Below are 17,501 nucleotides of genomic sequence, written 5' to 3' on the forward strand. Positions count from 1 at the left end.
GCCCGGTCAGAACAGCTTGCCCGGGTTCATGATGCCCAGCGGGTCGAAGACCGCCTTGACCTGGCGCTGCAGTTCAAGGCCGACCGGGCCGAGCTCCCTGGCCAGCCACTCCTTCTTGAGCAGGCCGACCCCGTGCTCACCGGTGATGGTGCCGCCCAGCTCCAGGCCGAGGGACATGATCGCGTCGAAGGAGGCGCGGGCCCTGGCCGACTCCGCCTCGTCGTGGGCGTCGAAGACCACGACCGGGTGGGTGTTGCCGTCGCCCGCGTGCGCGCACATGCCGATCGTCAGGTCGAACTCCTGGCCGATCCTGGCGACCCCGGCCAGCATCTCGCCGAGCCTGGTGCGCGGCACCGCCACGTCGTCGATCATGGTCGTGCCCAGCCGGTCCAGCGCCGGAAGAGCCAGCCGCCGCGCCTGGAGCAGGAGTTCGGACTCGCCGCTGTCCGAGGCCGGGACCACCTCGGTCGCGCCCGCCTGGCGGCACAGCTCGCCGACCGCGGCAAGGTCGGAGGCCGGGTCCAGGCTGTCGAAGCCGACCAGCAGCAGCGCGGCCGTCGAGTCCGGCAGCCCCATCTGCGCCATCGCGTTGACCGCGCGGACGGTGGTGGTGTCCATCAGCTCCATCAGCGAGGGCACGTGCCCGGCCGCCATCACCGCGCAGACCGCCGCGCAGGCCTCGTCGGTGGAGGCGAACTCCGCCGCCAGCACCAGCTGCGGCGGGGGCGCGGGCCGCAGCGCCACGACGGCGCCGACGACCACGCCGAGGGTGCCCTCCGCTCCCACGAAGAGCCGGGTCAGGTCGTAGCCGGCCACGCCCTTGGCGGTCCGGCGCCCGGTGCGCAGCAGCCGGCCGTCCGGCAGCACGACGTCCAGGCCGAGCACGTACTCGGCGGTGACCCCGTACTTCACACAGCAGAGCCCGCCCGCTCCGGTGCCGATGTTGCCGCCGACCGTGCACGACTCCCAGCTGGAGGGGTCCGGCGGGTAGCTGAGCCCGTGCCGGGCCGCGGCGCGGGAGAGATCGGCGTTGACGACGCCGGGCTCGACCACCGCGATCCGGTCGACCGGATCGAGCTCCAGGATCCGGTCCATCTTCACCAGCGACAGCGCGATGCACCCCGCGACGGCGTTGGCCGCGCCGGAGAGCCCCGTCCGCGCGCCCTGCGGCACGACGGGGACCCGCAGCTCGGTCGCGGTCCGCATGACGTGCTGGACCTCTTCGACCGTGCGGGGGAGGACGACCGCCGCGGGCAGGGCGGACTCGCAGAAGCCCGCCATGTCCTGCTGGTAGGCGGCGGCGACGTCCGGATCCTGCACGACGGCAGCCTCGGGCAGCCCCTCGCGCAACCGGTCGACCAGATCGCTCATTCGGCTCTGCCCCCTCGGCAGGGGCCCGTTCCGGACCCCACCTCTACATCTTCGCCGGTTTGCCCGGTCCGTACAGCCAGGTCGCGAAGAGAGCGTCCAGGTTCTTGTGGGAGACGCTCGCGCTGAGGGCCTCGAAGTCGGCCGTGGTGGCGTGGGCGTGTCGGTGCGCGGAGGTCCAGCGCTTGAGGATGGTGAAGAAGTCGGCGTCGCCCACCGCCTCGCGCAGCTCCTGCAGCGTCATCGCGCCGCGTGCGTAGCTGGGCTCCCCGAACAGGTGCGCCAGACCGCCCGGGTCGCCTGCCGGGTTGGCCCACAGCGGGTCCGTGGCCGGCAGCGCGTAGAGCGCGGCGAGCCGCTCGTGCGTGCTCTTGCCTCCGTGGGCGGCGTCCCAGAGCCACTCGGCGTAGGTGGCGAAGCCCTCGTTGAGCCAGATGTCCTTCCACTGCGTCAGCGTGACCGAGTCCCCGAACCACTGGTGCGCCGTCTCGTGCACAAGGGTGTCCACGTCCGGCGCCTCGTCGTAGAGCGGGCGGGTCTGCGTCTCCAGCGCGTAGCCGATGTCCTTGGCGTGGGCCACGATCGCCCCGGCCGCGTCGAAGGGGTAGGGCCCGAAGTTCTGCGCGCTCCAGGCGATCACCTGGGGCAGCTGGTCCAGCACCGGATCGGCGTCGGCGGCCTCGGCCGGGTCGACGGCGGTGTAGACGGGCAGCCCGCCGGACGTCCAGTACTCGCGGACGTCGAAGCGTCCGACGCTGGCGGTGGCCAGGTAGGCGGCCATCGGCGCGGACTCGTGCCAGGCGAAGGTGCTGCGGCCGTTGATGGTGCGCTGGCTGCGCAGCACCCCGTTGGAGACGGCCGTGTAGCCGGCCGGAACGGTGACGGTGACGTCGTAGCTGGACTTGTCGGCGGGGTGGTTGTTGCAGGGGAACCAGGTCATCGCGCCCTGCGGCTCCCCCGCGACGAAGGCTCCCTGGTCGCCGGGCAGGGCGATCCACCCGTCGGCGGAGCCGTCGGCGTCGGTGACCGACTGCGGTTTGCCGCCGTAGTCGACGGCGATCTCGAAGGTGGCGCCCTTGGCGACGGTGCGGCCGAGGGTGATCCGGAGCTCCTGACCGTCCCGGCTCCAGCTGACCGGCTGCGTGTCCACGGTGATCTTGTGGACGTCGAGGCCGAGCAGGTCGAGGTCGAAGCCGGAGAGATCCTCGGTCGCGGTGGCCGAGAGGACGGCGCCGCCGTCGAGGCGCCGGGTCTTCGGCTGGTAGGAGAGCGTGAGCGCGTAGTGGCGCACGTGCAGGCCGCCGTTCCCGGCGAGCGGCAGGTAGGGATCGCCCACCCCCGCCGCGCCGACCGCACCGGCGGGGGTCGGCGAGACAGGGGTGGCTGCCCCGAGCAGCCCGCCGCAGGCGAGGGTGGCGGCAGCGGCAAGAATCAGACGGTTCGTCACCTGACCAACCGTAATTTCGACGCACCGTCAGTCGCCTGCGGAAGTAGCCCAAAAGGTGACCGAGGTCACACAGAAGCGGACGGCTGCCCGCCGCTGCGACTACAGGTTGCCGCGGCGGTCCTGCTCGCGCTCGATCGCCTCGAAGAGCGCCTTGAAGTTGCCCTTGCCGAAGCCCATCGACCCGTGGCGCTCGATCATCTCGAAGAAGACGGTCGGCTTGTCCTGCACCGGCTTGGTGAAGATCTGCAGCAGGTACCCGTCCTCGTCCCGGTCCGCGAGGATCTTCAGCTCGCGCAGCTCCTCCAGCGGGACGCGGGTGTCGCCGACCCACTCCCCCAGGGTGTCGTAGTACGTGTCGGGGGTGTCCAGGAACTCGACGCCGGCCGCGCGCATCGCACGCACCGTGGCGACGATGTCGTTGGTCGCCAACGCGATGTGCTGGACGCCGGGGCCGCCGTAGAACTCCAGGTACTCGTCGATCTGCGACTTCTTCTTCGCGATCGCCGGCTCGTTCAGCGGGAACTTGACCTTGCGGGTGCCGTCGGCGACGACCTTGGACATCAGCGCGGAGTACTCGGTGGCGATGTCGTCGCCGACGAACTCCTTCATGTTCGTGAAGCCCATGACCCGGTTGTAGAACTCGACCCACTCGTTCATCTTGCCGAGCTCGACGTTGCCGACGCAGTGGTCGACCGCCTGGAACAGCCGCTTGCCGGTCTCCACCATGGGCTCGCGCGCGACGAAGCCGGGCAGGTAGGGGCCCGCGTAGCCGCTGCGGTCGACCAGCGTGTGGCGGGTCTCGCCGTAGGTCGCGATGGTGGCCAGCACCACCGTGCCGTGCTCGTCCTTGAGCTCGTGCGGCTCGGCCAGGCCCTGCGCGCCGTGGGCGACCGCGTGCTCGTAGGCGTGCCAGACGTCGGGGACCTCGATGGCGAGGTCGATCACGCCGTCGCCGTGCGCCGCGACGTGCTGGGCGAGGAAGGTGCCGTGGTCCGTCGACGGCTTGATCACGGAGGTGAGGACGAAGCGGGCGCCGCCGGAGGTCAGCACGTAGGTCGCGGTCTCGCGCTCGCCGGTCTCCGGCCCCGCGTAGGCGACCAGGCGCATGCCGAACGCGGTGGAGTAGTAGTGGGCGGCCTGCTTCGCGTTGCCGACGGCGAAGACGATGGCGTCCATGCCCTTGACCGGGAAGACGTCGGTCTGACTGCTCATGGTGGTGCACCTCCGTGGTGGGCCGATGCGCGTACCGTCTCCCCGTTCCACGAGCTGCGCAACCATGGCCCACATCGCTGCGCAAGCTGTACAGCTCACCCCCTTCGGGCGGGCCTCAGCTGCGCAGACTGCTCACTTCCCTCCATTCTCCCCTCCGGACGGCCCAGTCAGCAGTGCGGGACGTCGGCGGCGCCGGTCTGCAGCGCCGAGAGCGCCTTCACCGCCTGGTCCAGCGTGTCCACCGGGACCAGCCGCAGGCCCTTCGGGGTGTTCACCTCGGCGTCCGAGCACTCGCTGCGGGGGACCAGGAAGACGGTGGCCCCGTCGGCGGCCGCGGCCTGCGTCTTGAGCGCGACGCCGCCCACCGCGCCGACGTCGCCGTTGTCGCTGATCTCGCCCGTGCCCGCGACGACCTTGCCGTTGGTCAGGTCCCCCGCCGCACCTGGTTTGCCGCTGCCGTTGCCGCTCAGCTCGTCGATGATCCCCAGGGTGAACATCAGCCCCGCGCTCGGTCCGCCCACGTCGGCCAGCTTGAGCTGCACGGTGACCTGCGAGGCGGGAATCCCGAGATAGCCCAGCGCGGCGGTGGTGGCGGCCTGCTGGGAGTCGTTCATCGCCTGCTGGTTGGTCGCGTTGACCTGCGAGACGGACTGGCCGGCCGGATAGATCGAGTTCCGCGGCACGATCGCGCGCTTCGGGTCCCACCAGGCCTCGGCGATCTCCCCGATGCGGGGCGAGTAGTCCGGCAGGCTCGCGGCGATGGTGGTCATCCTGAGCTGGCCCTCGGGCTGCCTCGTCGGATGGCCGGTGATCGTGATCACCTCCACGCCCTGGTAGCTGCCCAGGGTGTTCACCGAGATCCCCGGCGTGAGCACCGTGTAGGGCAGCGGCACGGACGCGGCCACGGCGATCGGGGCCGCGACGGCGACGGCGCACAGCGCCAGCCGGGTGCGACGCGGGGCGAGCCAGGACAGGTAACGGGACACGGGCGAATTCTAGTGCCGCGCCCCCCGACCTTCGCTGTGCGGCCACGGCCGGCGGACGTACGGCCGCAGGCGGCGACCGGGGCTCACGCGGTTCGCGGCCGGGCGAGAGTCTCGGAGGAGGCACGGGCGGGCGCCGGGCGAGGCCGTCGGGCGGATCCCGGCGAACCCTCCCGGCCGATCGCGGCGCGGGGTCAGCGCAGTGCTTCGGAGACCTCGGTGGCCGCCTCTGAGACGCGCGGGCCGACCCGCTCCGGGGTGAGCCCCGACAGCATCAGCACCCCGACGCTCCCCTCGATCCCGCTCAGACCCAGCAGCGGCGCGGCCGCGGCGCTCGCGCCCGAGCGCTCGTCGGTCGCGGTCACCCAGCCGGGTTCGGGCTGCTGCCCGTAACGGAGCTCGCGGGCGGCCAGGATCGCGCGGCCCGCCGCGTTCTCGTCCAGTGCGTGCCGCACGCCCGTGCGGTACGCGACGTGGAAGTCGGTCCAGCTCGGCTCGACGACCGCGACGACCAGCGCCTCGTTGCCGTCGACCAGCGTCAGGTGCGCCGTCGCGCCCAGGTCCTCCGCGAGCCCGCGCAGGGCCGGCAGGGCGGCCTCGCGCAGCAGCGGGTGCACCCGGTGCGACAGCCGCAGCACGCCCAGCCCGACCCTGGCGCGCCCGCCGATGTCACGGCGGACCAGGCCGTGCTGCTCCAGCGTGGCCAGCAGCCGGTAGACCACCGTCCGGTTGACGGCCAGTCGGATGGCCAGTTCCGTGACGGTCAGGCCGCCCTCGGAGTCGGCGAGCAGCTTCAGAACGCGCACGCCGCGGTCGAGCGTCTGCGATGTCTCTGCGGTCACGACGCGTGCCTCCTTCCGCATGCTGGGAGATTCCGGTGAATCCGGGGTGAGTGCGAGGAACGTAATGACGTTGCACCGCTCTGCGGAAGTACCTGTCCAGATTTCGGTCACCATTCGTTATGAGCGAAGCCCCTGGAAAATGGGCGAATCAGAGCGTTCGGGGCATGAACCGGATCAGTTCGTGGAACCGGCAACCAGGCTGATCGCGTATGTGTTTCAGTCGTTGACAGTCGTACGAATCCGTCGTACGTCCCAGACCCGGGGGCCCCGCTCAGATGCACCGCGCCAAACCACGTCCGCGCCGCAGATCCGCGAGAACGCTGCTCACCTTGGCGCTCGTCGCCTTGGCGCTCGGCGGCGGCTACGCCCTGCTGGGCGTGCTGCGCGGCGGTTCGAACCCCGCGGTCGCGGCACCCGCAGCGCTGAGCTCCCCGGCGCCCTCCCCGTCCACGGCGTCCGCGGGCGACCCGGCGCCCGCCGCGCCGAAGCCGAGCGTGTCGCCCTCACCGCGCGCGACCGCGATCGTGCAGCGCGGCGCCGGCACGTACGGCTACGCCTCGGGCGGGACGGACGTCGTCGGACACGGCCGGCTCTTCCGCTACCGCGTCGCGGTCGAGAACGGCATCGGCGTCAGCCCGGCCACGTTCGCGGCCCAGGTGGACGCGATCCTGGACAACACGCAGCGCGGCTGGAGCGCGGGGGGGCAGTTCTCCTTCCAGCGGGTCCCCTCGGGCCCGGTGGCCTTCACGGTCTTCCTGGTCTCGCCGCAGACGGCGATCACCAAGTGCTGGAACCTGATCCACCTGCACGTGAACGAGTACGGCGGGGTCAACTGCAGCAACAACGGCGACACCGTCGTGATGAACATGAACCGGTGGATCAACCTCACCGGCTACTACACCGGCCAGACCGACCTCTACCACGCCCTGGCGATCAACCACGAGGTCGGCCACTCGCTGGGCCACGGCCACGTCTCCTGCCCCGGACCCGGCCGACCGGCCCCGGTGATGATGCAGCAGATCAAGGGCCTCCACGGCTGCGTCCCCAACGGCTGGCCCTACACCCCCTCCGGCGCCTACCTCACCGGCCCTCCCACCCGCTGACCACAGCGGAGGGCCGGTTGGGGGCGAGGACGCGGCACCTCACTGCGCAGGACGTTGCACCACCCCAGGGGCGCGGGGAACTGCGCGATGAACCACCCGGCGCAGATGGCCCTGCGCGTTGGGGACCATCCGCACGGGGTGGCTTGTCGCGCAGTTCCCCGCGCCCCCGAGGAGTTGCCACTGGCCCCCTGCTGGAACCGACCCGCCGTAGGCAGGCGGCTCAGCCCAGGCGGAGGAGGCCCTCGCGGACCGCGGTGGCGACGGCGGCGCCGCGGGTGTCGACGCCGAGTTTGGCGTAGATGCTGGCGAGGTGGCCCTTCGCCGTCGCCTCGCTGATGTAGAGGCGCGCAGCGATCTTGCGATTGGGCAGGCCCTCGCCGAGCAGCTGCAGGACCTCGACCTCGCGGGAGGAGAGCACCGGCGCGCTGCCGCGCACGCGCCGCAGGACCCTGCGGACCGCGCTCGCGCCCAGGACCGTCTCGCCGCGCGCGGCAGCGCGGATGCCGGAGAGGAGGGCGTCGGGGTCGGTCTCCTTGCCGAGGAAGCCGACCGCGCCCGCGTCGATCGCGGCGAAGATGTCGGCGTCGCTGTTGTGGCCGCTGAAGACCAGCACCGCGGGCGGCTCGTCCATCGCGTCGAAGCGTCGGACCAGGTCCAGGCCGCCGGCCGTGCCCTGGCCGAGGTCGAGATCGAGCAGGACGACGTCGGGCCGCTCCTGCGGCTCCGCCCGCAGGACGAGTCGCAGCGCCTCGCCGACGGCGCCGGTCTCGGCCACCAGCCGGAGATCCTGCTGATCCTCGATCAGTACGCGCAGGCCGAGGCGGATGGCAGGGTGGTCGTCGACGACCAGAACGCGCACACGGGCGTCGGCTTCCGGTCCGTGCGCTGCCACTGCCGCATCAACTCCTCGCCCTGTTTCCGGAACAAGTCTAGGGGGCAGCCCTCTCCGGCAGGACGAGAATGGTTGGCTTTCGCTACTTACCAGCTCGGGATGATGTCTGTCCAGGTTCGATCGGCTGGTTTTTCTGCACCCTTTCAGTCCGATTTGATCCCCACCGAGCGGGGATGAACCCACCGTGATCGATCAGAAATGATCACACCAACGGGCTGCGCGACGGGGGGATACCGTCCGGCACCCTTCCCGGTCCATGGATCGGGGACATCCTCGGAAAGGTACGGACAGACACGATGAACAGCACGCTGCGTGGCCAGATCCTGATGGAGCTGGCCACCCCCGCCGGAGTCAGCTTCCAGATTCCGGTCCGGCTGACGTTCACCAGGATCAAAGCCTGGTCGATCCAGCTGACCTTCTTTCTGCCGGGCGACGAACCGGTGCAGTGGAACGTCTCGCGCGAGCTGCTGCTGGACGGGCTGAGCGACGTCGCCGGCGAGGGCGACGTGCGGGTGCGTCCGTTGGCGTGGCACGACGGCGAGCTGGTGGCCATCACCCTGCGCTCCCCGGAGGGCGAGGCCGAACTGGTGGCCCCGGCCACCGCGTTGCACGCGTTCCTGCTCCGGACGGACCTGCTGGTGCCGTTCGGCGAGGAGTTCTCCGACGAGTGGCTCGACCAGGGCATCGCCCGCCTGCTCACCGACGCGGAGTCCCGCCGCTAGCGCGGCCCGGCCCGGCCGCCGACGCGGCGTCAGGCGCTGAGCCGGGCGGGGCCCGGCAGCGGCAGGTCGACCGAGACGACGGTGCCCCGGCCCACCCGGGAGGAGAGCGCGAGCTCTCCTCCGACGCGTTCCACCCGGGTCCGCATCGCGCCCAGGCCCAGTCCGTCCTGCGCGGGCGGGCGCTCCGCACCGGCGACGACGCCGGGCGGCAGGCCGACGCCGTTGTCGCGGACCTCCACGGTCAGCCGGTCCGTCAGATAGGCGAGGGTCACCTCGACCCTGGTGGCCCAGCCGTGGCGCAGCGCGTTGTTGACGGCTTCCTGGATCACCCTCAGCAGCGCGCTCTCGGTCGCCAGCGGCAGCCGGAACGGCGCGCCGTGCAGCGTGAAGACCAGCGCCTGCTCCTGGCCGCGCACCTGTTCCCGCGCGACCAGGCCGCGCTGGACCAGGGTGACGTAGCGCCGCACGGCCGGTGGCAGCCCGCCCTCGCCCAGCTCGGAGAAGGCGATACCGTGGACGATGTCCCGCGCCTGACCGAGCGTCACCGAGTTGATCTCGGCCGCCGCCCTGAGCCGGGTGCGGGCCTTGTCGAGGTGGGCGACGCCGGGCAGCGAGTCGGCGGCGGCCTGGAGCAGCATCGCCATCGCCGTGAGCCCCTGGGCCACGGTGTCGTGCACGTCCTGGGCGAGTCGGCCGCGCTCCTCGACCCGGCCCGCCTCGCGCTCCTCCTGCATGGTCGACTCGCTGACCCGGCGCAGCTCCTCCGTCAGCGCACGGTCCCGGCTACGGAGCCGGCCGATCAGTACCAGGCACCGGGCCAGGCCCAGTGCCAGGCCCGCGCCGACGAGCAGGCCGAAGGCCGAGAGCGAGGCCTCGGCGCCGTGGGCGACGGCGCGCAGCAGCAGCGCGGCGAAGGTCAGGCCGCCGACCACGTAGCCGGGGCGGACCGGCAGCACCAGCAGGTGGACGAAGTAGAGCGGGGCGACCAGCACCTCGAACTCCAGCACCACCACGGTGAGCGAGAGCCACAGCGAGGTCAGCGCGACCAGCCAGAGCACCGCCTCGGGCGCCACCGCCTTCGCCGTCGACCAGCGCGGCGCGTCGGCGCCCGCCCGGCGGCAGACCTCGGGCGCGAGCAGGTACACCGCCGCGAAGCCGGCGACCAGGGCCAGCACCAGGGGCGCCCTGCGGTGGTGCCCCTCCAGGACGACCACGTGGAAGGTGACCACCAGCAGCAGGCCGAGGACGACCAGGTGCACGGGTGCGCCGAGATCCCGCCCGGCACTGCGCACCAGATCGCCGACCCTGCGGACGTCGCGGACCGTGCCGGCCACTTCTCCCCCTCCGTAGCTCGCGCGGTCCCGCTCGGTGCCCCTGCCCGGATGTGCTGGTCCGGATGTACCTGTTCGGCATATGCCCGCGTGGGAGCACAGCCTACTTCGCACTCAATCGATCCTGGTGGCCCACTCGCGGATCTTGCCGATCCTGGACTGGAGTTGGTTGGCCGTCGCCTGCGCGGTCAGCGGGCCGCCGCAGATCCGGCGCAGCTCGTTGTGGATGGTGCCGTGCGGCTGTCCGGTGCGGTGGTGCCAGGCGCCGACCAGGCCGTTGAGCTCCTTGCGCAGCTCCTGCAGCTGCTTGTGGGTGACCACCGGGCGCTTCTCGGCCTCCAGCTCCAGCAGGTCGGCCTCCTCGGCGGGCTTGCTCCTGCTGCGCTGGATCTGCCGGTGCTGGCGGCGCTGCAGCAGCATCTGCACCTGGTCGGGTTCGAGCAGGCCGGGGATGCCGAGGTAGTCGGACTCCTCCTCGGAGCCGGCATGCGCCTGCATGCCGAACTCCTTGCCGTCGTAGAGCACCCGGTCGAAGACGGCGTCGGACTCCAGCGCCTCCCACGGCATGTCGTCCATGCCGCCGTCGGCCTCGTCCTTGGTCTTCTCGGCCTCGGCGAGCAGCGCGTCCTCCTCCGAGAAGAGGTCGTCCTCGCCCTGCTTCTTCGGCTTGTCGAGGATGTGGTCGCGCTGCACCTCCATCTCGTTGGCGAAGGAGAGCAGGGTGGGGATGGTGGGGAGGAAGACGGACGCGGTCTCGCCGCGCTTGCGGGCGCGGACGAAGCGGCCGACGGCCTGGGCGAAGAAGAGCGGTGTGGAGATCGAGGTGGCGTAGACGCCGACGGCGAGCCGCGGCACGTCGACGCCCTCGGACACCATGCGGACCGCGACCATCCAGCGCGAGGTCCCGGCCGAGAAGTCGCTGATGCGCTGGGAGGACTCGGCCTCGTCGGAGAGGACCAGGGTCGCGCCCTCGCCGGTGATCTCCCTGATGATCTTGGCGTAGGCGCGGGCCGACTCCTGGTCGGAGGCGATGACGAGGGCGCCCGCGTCGGGGATCGACTTGCGCACCTCGGTCAGCCGCACGTCGGCCGCGCGCAGCACGTTGGGCATCCACTCGCCCTGCGGCGCGAGCGCGGTGCGCCAGGCCTGCGCGATGACGTCCTTGGTCATCGGCTCGCCGAGCCGGGCGGCGAGCTCGTCGCCCGCCTTGGTGCGCCAGCGCATGTTGCCGCTGTAGGAAAGGAAGATCACCGGGCGGACCACGTGGTCCTGGAGCGCGTTGCCGTAGCCGTAGGTGTAGTCGGCGATGCTGCGCCGGATGCCGTCGCCCCCGGCCGCGTACTGCACGAAGGGGATCGGGTTGGTGTCGGAGCGGAACGGCGTACCGGTGAGCGCCAGCCGCCGGGTGGCCGGCTCGAACGCCTCCAGGCAGGCCTCGCCCCAGGACTTGGAGTCGCCCGCGTGGTGGATCTCGTCCAGGATCACCAGCGTCTTGCGGTTCTCGGCGCGGTTGCGGTGCAGCATCGGGTTCACGCCGACGCCCGCGTAGGTGACGACGACGCCGTGGTAGTCCCGCGACAGCGGGCCGCTGCTGTAGGCCGGATCCAGCTTGATCCCTATCCGGGCGGCGGCCTCGGCCCACTGCTTCTTCAGGTGCTCGGTCGGCGCGACGACGGTGACCTGCTGCACGACATGGCTGTGCAGCAGGTACGACGCCAAGGTCAGGGCGAAGGTGGTCTTCCCCGCTCCGGGGGTCGCGACCGCGAGGAAGTCACGCGGCTGCTGCTCGACGTACTTCTCCATCGCGGCCTGCTGCCAGGCACGCAGCTTGCCGGCCGTACCCCAGGGCGCACGGCCGGGGAAGGCGGGTGAGAGGTGGTGCGACGCGTGGGAAGAGGTGGCGGTACTCACGGTCTCCGGCGGGGTCGACGTCAGGGACGCTGCCCACCGGACCCGAGCGGGCCCTCGGTCGGACAACCCGGCAAGCTTACCGGCGCGGCGGCGCGGTCTCGTGGAGCACGCGGGGTCGGAGCGCGATGTCGGGCGGCCGGATCGCCGTCCGGCTCACCCGCCGAGGCGTTCCAGCAGGTCGCGCCAGCGGGCGGCCTCCTCGCGGGCGGTGACGGCGACGCCGAGACGGTGGCCCTCGGCGGTCAGGTAGTCGCGCAGGACGCGGGTGGCGAGGGCCTGCGGGGCGACTCCCTCGGACTCCGCCTGGACCAGCAGCGCGACCGAGAGTGCTTCGTCGAGGCTGACGTTCATGGCCATGCCTCCACGCTAACCCCGTCGGCCGCCCGTCAGGAGCGGGCGCGGCCGCAGACCGCGACGCCGACCACCATGAAGGCCGTCATCGCGACGAAGACCGCGGTGAAACCGGAGGTCGTGCCGGTGCCCAGCACGGTGAACAGCACGCCCGCGAGGCCGGTGCAGACGATGTTCCCCAGCGCGTCGCTGACCTGCAGCGACGCCGAGTTGGCCCCGGTCTCCTCGGGAGCGGACAGGGAGAACATCAGCACCCCGATGCTGGCGATCGCCAGCCCCATTCCGGCCCCGCCGAGCGCCCAGGCGGCCGCGACCAGCGGCGCCGGGGCGGACGGCTGCGACGCGAGGGCGACCAGCGCGACCGAGACCGCCGCGGCGGCCAGACCCGCCTGGACCAGCCGCAGCCGGTGGGGCTCCGCCCACGGCCGCCCCTGGAGCCAGGAGCCTCCCGCCCAGGAGACGCCGCCTCCCGCGAGCGAGAGCCCGGCGAAGGTGGGCGAGTAGCCGTGCTGGGTGACCAGCATCAGCGGGATGAACGCCTCGGCGGAGATGAACGCACCCGCGGCGACGCCGCGCAGCAGGATCACGGTCGGCAGTCCGCGCCGGGCGCGGAAGGTCCCGCGCGGCAGCAGCCGCAGCGCGGCCGGGACCAGCAGCGCGGCGCCCACGACCGCAGGCGGCAGCGACCACACGTCCAGCCGCTGCCCGGCGTACTGCAGCAACCCCGCCCCCACGGAGAGCGCGAGCGCCAGCCACAGCCGCCTACGGTCCAGCGGCTCCCCGACCGCGTCGCCGCCGCGCAGTCCGCGCAGCTGCGGCAGCATCAGCACCAGCGGCGCGACGATCAGGACCGGTATCGACAGGAACACCCAGCGCCACCCCACGTGCTGCGTCACCGTGCCGGCCACCAGCGGACCGATCACCGACGGCAGCACCCACGAGGCGGCGAAGGCCGCGAACACCTTGGGCCGCAGCCGCTCCGGGTAGCGCAGCCCGACGACCACGTACAGCGCGACGATCACCAACCCGGCCCCGAACCCCTGGGTCACCCGCCCGCCGACGAAGGTCCACATCGTCGTCGCCGTCCCGGCGAGCACCAGCCCCGCCCCGAACACCGCGATCCCGACCCCGAGCGGGACCATCGGCCCGCGCTTGTCGCACCACTCCCCCGAGACCACCATGGCCAGCAGGCTGGAGGTGAAGAACCCGGTGAACGCGAAGGCGTACAGCCCCACCCCGTGCAGCGCCTTGGCGGCGACCGGCATGGCCGTGTTGACCGCCATCGCCTCGAAGGCGATCAGCAGCACGCAGGCCACGATCCCGACGGTGAGCATGCGGAACGGGCGGTCGAGGATCCCGGCGGAGGACGCGTCGGTGTCGGTGGGACGGGTGAGGGTGGTCACTGACCGAGTGTAAGGGGTGGTGGCGAAGAACGCCCCTGTCTTTTGTTGCCCTTCATGACGGTCGCGTGGCCCCCGACGAAGCCTCGCCCGCAAGCGTTGACCGCCCCCGGGGGCACTCCCCTACGGTCTTTCTCAGCAGCAAGGAACAACGCGAGAACGACTGGCCCGTGTACCCGAGCGGTAAGGGAACCGCCTGCAAAGCGGTAGTCACCGGTTCGAATCCGGTCATGGGCTCTTGACCCCTCACGGGGGCGGCGGTGCAATCCCCCCATGGGGGATTGGATGACGCTGCTCATGCTGGGCGTCGGTTTCGGGCTGACCGGATGGTGGCTGGGGCGGAAGATCAGCGGGTACGAGGCCGCCCTGGGCTACCTGCCCTGGTTCCGCGACTACGGCAGCCCCGCGGCGCCCTGGGTCTCCCTGCTTCCCGCCGGCGGCATGGTCCTCTACCTGGCCGTCATCCTCGGCACCGGCCTCGCCACCGTCGACCCGATCGTCGGCTCGACCACGTTGTCCGCCAGCTATCTGCTGACCGGCGTCGTCAGCTACGTACGCCACCGGTCGACAGCGGACCGGTGACGCGCGCGGTGCCCGCGGCGTGGGCCTCGAAGTCGCCGGGATACGCCGCCATCGCGGCGATCAGCAGCCGCGCGGCGGCGTCCGCGTGCCGACAGCGGCCCCGGGCCTGGGACTGCGTCGCCCAGCGCACGACGGTGTCGAACGCCCCCGGCCGGCTCAGGTCCGCGAGCGCGTCGGCGATGCGGGGCAGATCCCCACTGCAGTCACAGGCCTGCGCGCGCAGCAGGCGCAGGGTCTCCGTGACGCCACAGGGCTTCGCGGGCGCGACGGTGGTCATCGGCGTGTCACTTCTTCCCGGCGCGGGGGACGACGACGGTCCCGCTCCTGGGGTTCAGCCGACGCAGCGGAGCCTCGCCGGGGCGCTTGGATGCCGCGTTCAGGATCATGGTCGTTCTCCCGTCGTGTTCGTCTTCCGCCTACGACAGTCACACTTCCCACCGGCGATGAGAGCCCGATAAACGTTCCGTCCCGATTGCGATGAGAGAGTGCGTTGCAGCCTCCAGGGGTGCAACTCGCCCTTTGCTGGCAGTCCCGCGTCCACGCGCCGAAGGCGCGCAGTTCCCCGCGCCCCTGCGGGGCTAGACCGCTGCGTCTTCCGGGCGGATGGGGAGACGGGTGACCGGCATGCCCGTCGCGGCGCGGACCGCGGAGGCGATGGCCGCCGGGGCCACCGCCGCGGACGCCGCGCCGACGGCCTTCGCGCCGAAGGGGGCCACCACGTCGCGGTCCTCGACGAGGGCCGCCACGCGGATGTCCGGGGCGTCCAGGGACGTGGGCAGGCGGTAGCCGACGAAGTTCGGGGCGAGCAGGCGGCCGTCGCCGACGGCCAGTTCCTCCATCAGGGCCAGGCCGAGCCCCTGCGTCACGCCCGCCTCCACCCGCGCCGCGATCTGCCGCGGGTTCAGCGCGCGGCCGACGTCCTGCGCCGCCGTGACCTCGACGACCCGGACCGTGCCCAGCTCGATGTCCACGTCCACGACCGCCCGCATCGCGCAGAACCCGATGCTGACGAAGGCGTCGCCCTGGCCCGTCTCCGGGTCCAGCGGCTCGGTCGGGTGCGGCCGGCACTGCGCCGTCGCCCAGAGGTCCTTGCCCTCCAGCGCTTCGAGCACCGGCATGCCGAGCACGCCGTCGTAGGAGGTGATCCGACCGTCCTTGATGCTCAGCAGCTCCGGCGACATCGCGAACCGCGCCGCCAGCGGCTGCAGCAGCTGCTGGCGGACCATCAGCGCCGCCCGCTCGACCGCGCCGCCGGCCACCCACGTCTGCCGGCCGCGGGCCGACGGGCCCGCCGCGGGTTGGTCGGTGTCGACCGGGGCGATGTAGACCTCGTCCACGCCCAGGATCTCCTGGACGATCTGCTTGGCCAGCGTGGCGAAGCCGGTGCCGGGGTCCACCGCCGCGCAGATCACCGACGCCTGGGAGCCGGTCACCCGCACCGACGCCGTGGCGACCTCGTCCGTGCCCTCGATGCCGAGCATGTGCACCATGCCGACCGCGTAGCCGATCCCGCGCCGGACCGCCGCGGGGTCGCCCGCGCCGCCGGGGCCCTCGGGCAGCAGCCACTCCGCGTCCGGCCGGTCGACCGGCAGCGGCGGCAGCGGCTCGTCCGCGACCGCGTCCAGCAGCTCGCGGACGGGGGCCGGGCAGGTGACGGCCTGTCCGGTCGGCAGCAGGTCGCCCGTCGCCATCACGTTGCGGCGGCGGATCTCCAGGGCGCTGAGGTCGAGCGCGGCGGCGAGCCGGTCCAGCTGCGACTCGTACGCGAAGCAGACCTGCAGCGCGCCCTCGCCGCGCATCCGCCCGGCGGGCGGGTTGTTGGTGCGCACCGCCCAGGCGTCGACGAAGACGTGCGGGACGACGTACGGTCCCGCGGCCATCGCCGCGGCGGCGGCCAGCACCTCGCTGGAGACGTCCGCGTAGGCGCCGCCGTCCAGCAGGATCTGCGCCTCGACCTTGACCAGGCGGCCCTCGGCGTCGGCGTGGTGGCGGTAGCGCAGCAGCGTGGGGTGCCGGTGGGCGTGGGTGAGGAAGGACTCCTCACGGGTCAGCGACATCTTGACCGGATGGCCGGTGCGGATCGCCAGCAGCGCGAGGGTGGCCTGGAAGCCGAGGTCGTCCCGGTCGGCGGTGGCGCCGGGGACGCCGGAGACGACGAGCCTGACCCGGTCGGGCTCGATGCCCAAGCAGGCGGCGGCACGGTCGCGGTCGCCGTGCGGGTCGGTGGAGGCGACGTGCAGTTCGACCCCGCCGTCCGGGCGGGGGACCGCGAGCCCGGCCTCGGCGCCGATCGGCGCCGGGTCCTGACGGCCCACCTGGTACATGCCCTCGACGACCACCTCGCCGACGACCTCGGGGTCGCCGAAGCGGATCGGCAGCTGGCGGAAGACGTTGCCGTCCGGGTGCAGCGGCGGGGCCTGGAAGGCCTGCTCGGGGTCGGTCAGCGGCGGCAGCGGCTCCCACTCGACCATGATCGCGGCGGCGGCCAGCCGTGCGGTGTCGGGGTGGTCGGCGGCCACGGCGGCGAAGGGCTCGCCGTGGTGGCGCACCACCCCGGCCGCCAGCACGGGCCGGTCGGCGACGACGGGACCGGTGGGCGAACCGCCGGGCGTGCCGTCGGGGCCGGCCGGAAGATCGTCCGCGGTGAGCACGGCGTAGACGCCCGGCACCGCCAGGGCCGGGCGGGTGTCGATGCTGACGATACGGGCGTGCGCGTAGGGCGAGCGGGCCAGCGCACCCCACAGGAGGCCCTCGGCCCACAGGTCGGCCGCGTAGGGGTAGACCCCCATCGCCTTCGCGGCGGCGTCCTCGCGCAGCGGGGAGGCGCCGATGCCCCCGCCGGTCGGGCCGTGCTCGGCGAGGCGCTGGACGGGCGCGGTCGCGGTGACCTCGCCCGCGGGCAGCGTCGCGGTGCTCGCCGTCGCCGGCGCGCCGAGCAGGATCCCGCCGAGCGCGGCGCCGGTGGCGCTGCCGGGCGCGCCCTCGCGCACCGTCGTCGCGCTGGTGAGCGTGTCCTCGCCGGACGACCCTGAGGGGGCGGAGGGGGTGGTCACGAACCGTTCTCCTGGCCGTGCTGGTGGGGCAGGACATACACGCCGGTCGTGGGATCGAGCGACGTCGCGGGATCGGCGTAGCCGGGGACGGGTCCGCCGTAGTGATAGCCCTCCGCCTCGGCGGCAGGGCCGCCGGCCGGCTGAGCCTCGCCGTGCAGCGCGTCGATCCGGAACGAGCCTGTGGTCTCCGTGCCACCGAAGTCCGCGCCGCCGAAGGCCGTCGCGTCGGCGGCGGGCTGGAAGCCCGCGGCGTGCTCGTTCCGCAGCGCGTCGACCCGGAACGAGCCCGTGGCGTCCGCCCCGA

The 17,501-nt window shown here is 72.6% G+C and carries 15 protein-coding genes and 1 tRNA gene; 4 read left to right on the top strand and 12 right to left on the bottom strand.

Annotated elements, in window-relative coordinates; genetic code table 11:
- Window positions 1-6: 6 nt before the first annotated feature.
- The 5 genes from BS83_RS22615 to BS83_RS22635 all read right to left on the bottom strand — a co-directional run bounded on the left by BS83_RS22615 (window position 7) and on the right by BS83_RS22635 (window position 5,852).
- Window positions 7-1,371, bottom strand: a complete 1,365-nt coding sequence (locus BS83_RS22615) for an FAD-binding oxidoreductase (RefSeq protein ID WP_051943639.1) — start codon at window positions 1,369-1,371, stop codon at window positions 7-9.
- A gap of 43 nt (window positions 1,372-1,414) precedes the next feature.
- Window positions 1,415-2,815 carry a M1 family metallopeptidase gene (locus BS83_RS22620; RefSeq protein WP_408641031.1) on the bottom strand — a complete coding sequence of 467 codons (1,401 nt, stop codon included), beginning with the start codon at window positions 2,813-2,815 and terminating at the stop codon, window positions 1,415-1,417.
- A 99-nt stretch (window positions 2,816-2,914) separates the two neighbouring features.
- The gene (hppD, locus tag BS83_RS22625; protein WP_037605393.1) at window positions 2,915-4,027 is read right to left on the bottom strand and encodes a 4-hydroxyphenylpyruvate dioxygenase; all 1,113 of its coding nucleotides are present in this window, start codon (window positions 4,025-4,027) and stop codon (window positions 2,915-2,917) included.
- 167 nt (window positions 4,028-4,194) lie between these two features.
- Entirely contained in the window at window positions 4,195-5,013 is an 819-nt protein-coding gene (locus tag BS83_RS22630) for a S16 family serine protease (RefSeq protein WP_232248456.1), read from the bottom strand.
- A gap of 191 nt (window positions 5,014-5,204) precedes the next feature.
- The gene (locus BS83_RS22635) at window positions 5,205-5,852 is read right to left on the bottom strand and encodes an IclR family transcriptional regulator (protein WP_037609663.1); all 648 of its coding nucleotides are present in this window, start codon (window positions 5,850-5,852) and stop codon (window positions 5,205-5,207) included.
- 329 nt (window positions 5,853-6,181) lie between these two features.
- Here BS83_RS22635 and BS83_RS22640 point away from each other — a divergent pair, with 329 nt between their 5' ends.
- Window positions 6,182-6,955, top strand: coding sequence for a DUF3152 domain-containing protein (locus tag BS83_RS22640; protein ID WP_051943642.1), 774 nt, complete (start codon window positions 6,182-6,184; stop codon window positions 6,953-6,955).
- Between the two features lie 220 nt (window positions 6,956-7,175).
- On the opposite strand, the gene BS83_RS22645 is transcribed toward BS83_RS22640, so the two are convergent.
- On the bottom strand, window positions 7,176-7,847 hold the full coding sequence (locus BS83_RS22645; RefSeq protein ID WP_232248458.1) for a response regulator: 672 nt from the start codon (window positions 7,845-7,847) through the stop codon (window positions 7,176-7,178).
- 296 nt (window positions 7,848-8,143) lie between these two features.
- On the opposite strand from BS83_RS22645, the gene BS83_RS22650 reads away from it, so the two are divergent.
- Window positions 8,144-8,569: an SsgA family sporulation/cell division regulator gene (locus BS83_RS22650; protein WP_051943644.1), complete on the top strand. Its 426-nt coding sequence runs from the start codon at window positions 8,144-8,146 to the stop codon at window positions 8,567-8,569.
- 29 nt (window positions 8,570-8,598) lie between these two features.
- On the opposite strand, the gene BS83_RS22655 is transcribed toward BS83_RS22650, so the two are convergent.
- The 4 genes from BS83_RS22655 to BS83_RS22670 all read right to left on the bottom strand — a co-directional run bounded on the left by BS83_RS22655 (window position 8,599) and on the right by BS83_RS22670 (window position 13,565).
- Window positions 8,599-9,903: a sensor histidine kinase gene (locus tag BS83_RS22655; protein WP_037605394.1), complete on the bottom strand. Its 1,305-nt coding sequence runs from the start codon at window positions 9,901-9,903 to the stop codon at window positions 8,599-8,601.
- Between the two features lie 111 nt (window positions 9,904-10,014).
- Window positions 10,015-11,811: a DEAD/DEAH box helicase gene (locus BS83_RS22660; RefSeq protein WP_037605395.1), complete on the bottom strand. Its 1,797-nt coding sequence runs from the start codon at window positions 11,809-11,811 to the stop codon at window positions 10,015-10,017.
- A 153-nt stretch (window positions 11,812-11,964) separates the two neighbouring features.
- Complete coding sequence (locus BS83_RS22665; RefSeq protein ID WP_037605396.1) at window positions 11,965-12,168, bottom strand: hypothetical protein; 204 nt, start codon at window positions 12,166-12,168, stop codon at window positions 11,965-11,967.
- A 29-nt stretch (window positions 12,169-12,197) separates the two neighbouring features.
- Window positions 12,198-13,565 carry an MFS transporter gene (locus tag BS83_RS22670; RefSeq protein WP_037605398.1) on the bottom strand — a complete coding sequence of 456 codons (1,368 nt, stop codon included), beginning with the start codon at window positions 13,563-13,565 and terminating at the stop codon, window positions 12,198-12,200.
- A gap of 163 nt (window positions 13,566-13,728) precedes the next feature.
- On the opposite strand from BS83_RS22670, the gene BS83_RS22675 reads away from it, so the two are divergent.
- A tRNA-Cys gene (locus BS83_RS22675) sits at window positions 13,729-13,799 on the top strand.
- 36 nt (window positions 13,800-13,835) lie between these two features.
- Window positions 13,836-14,144, top strand: coding sequence for a hypothetical protein (locus BS83_RS22680; protein WP_157597284.1), 309 nt, complete (start codon window positions 13,836-13,838; stop codon window positions 14,142-14,144).
- Here BS83_RS22680 and BS83_RS22685 read toward each other — a convergent pair.
- Both BS83_RS22685 and BS83_RS22690 read right to left on the bottom strand, forming a co-directional pair.
- Window positions 14,107-14,421: a hypothetical protein gene (locus BS83_RS22685; RefSeq protein ID WP_037605400.1), complete on the bottom strand. Its 315-nt coding sequence runs from the start codon at window positions 14,419-14,421 to the stop codon at window positions 14,107-14,109. The genes BS83_RS22680 and BS83_RS22685 overlap by 38 nt on opposite strands.
- Before the next feature lie 301 nt (window positions 14,422-14,722).
- Window positions 14,723-17,047: a xanthine dehydrogenase family protein molybdopterin-binding subunit gene (locus BS83_RS22690; RefSeq protein ID WP_051945513.1), complete on the bottom strand. Its 2,325-nt coding sequence runs from the start codon at window positions 17,045-17,047 to the stop codon at window positions 14,723-14,725.
- Window positions 17,048-17,501: the final 454 nt, after the last annotated feature.

It is taken from the genome of Streptacidiphilus rugosus AM-16, assembly GCF_000744655.1.
Taxonomy (GTDB): Bacteria; Actinomycetota; Actinomycetes; order Streptomycetales; family Streptomycetaceae; genus Streptacidiphilus; species Streptacidiphilus rugosus.

Coding starts and splice junctions, on each gene's coding strand:
- BS83_RS22615 (WP_051943639.1), bottom strand. CDS start 1,371: ATGAGCGATCTGGTCGACCGGTTGCGCGAGGGGCTGCCCGAGGCTGCC.
- hppD (WP_037605393.1), bottom strand. CDS start 4,027: ATGAGCAGTCAGACCGACGTCTTCCCGGTCAAGGGCATGGACGCCATC.
- BS83_RS22650 (WP_051943644.1), top strand. CDS start 8,144: ATGAACAGCACGCTGCGTGGCCAGATCCTGATGGAGCTGGCCACCCCC.
- BS83_RS22665 (WP_037605396.1), bottom strand. CDS start 12,168: ATGGCCATGAACGTCAGCCTCGACGAAGCACTCTCGGTCGCGCTGCTG.
- BS83_RS22680 (WP_157597284.1), top strand. CDS start 13,836: ATGGGGGATTGGATGACGCTGCTCATGCTGGGCGTCGGTTTCGGGCTG.
- BS83_RS22685 (WP_037605400.1), bottom strand. CDS start 14,421: ATGACCACCGTCGCGCCCGCGAAGCCCTGTGGCGTCACGGAGACCCTG.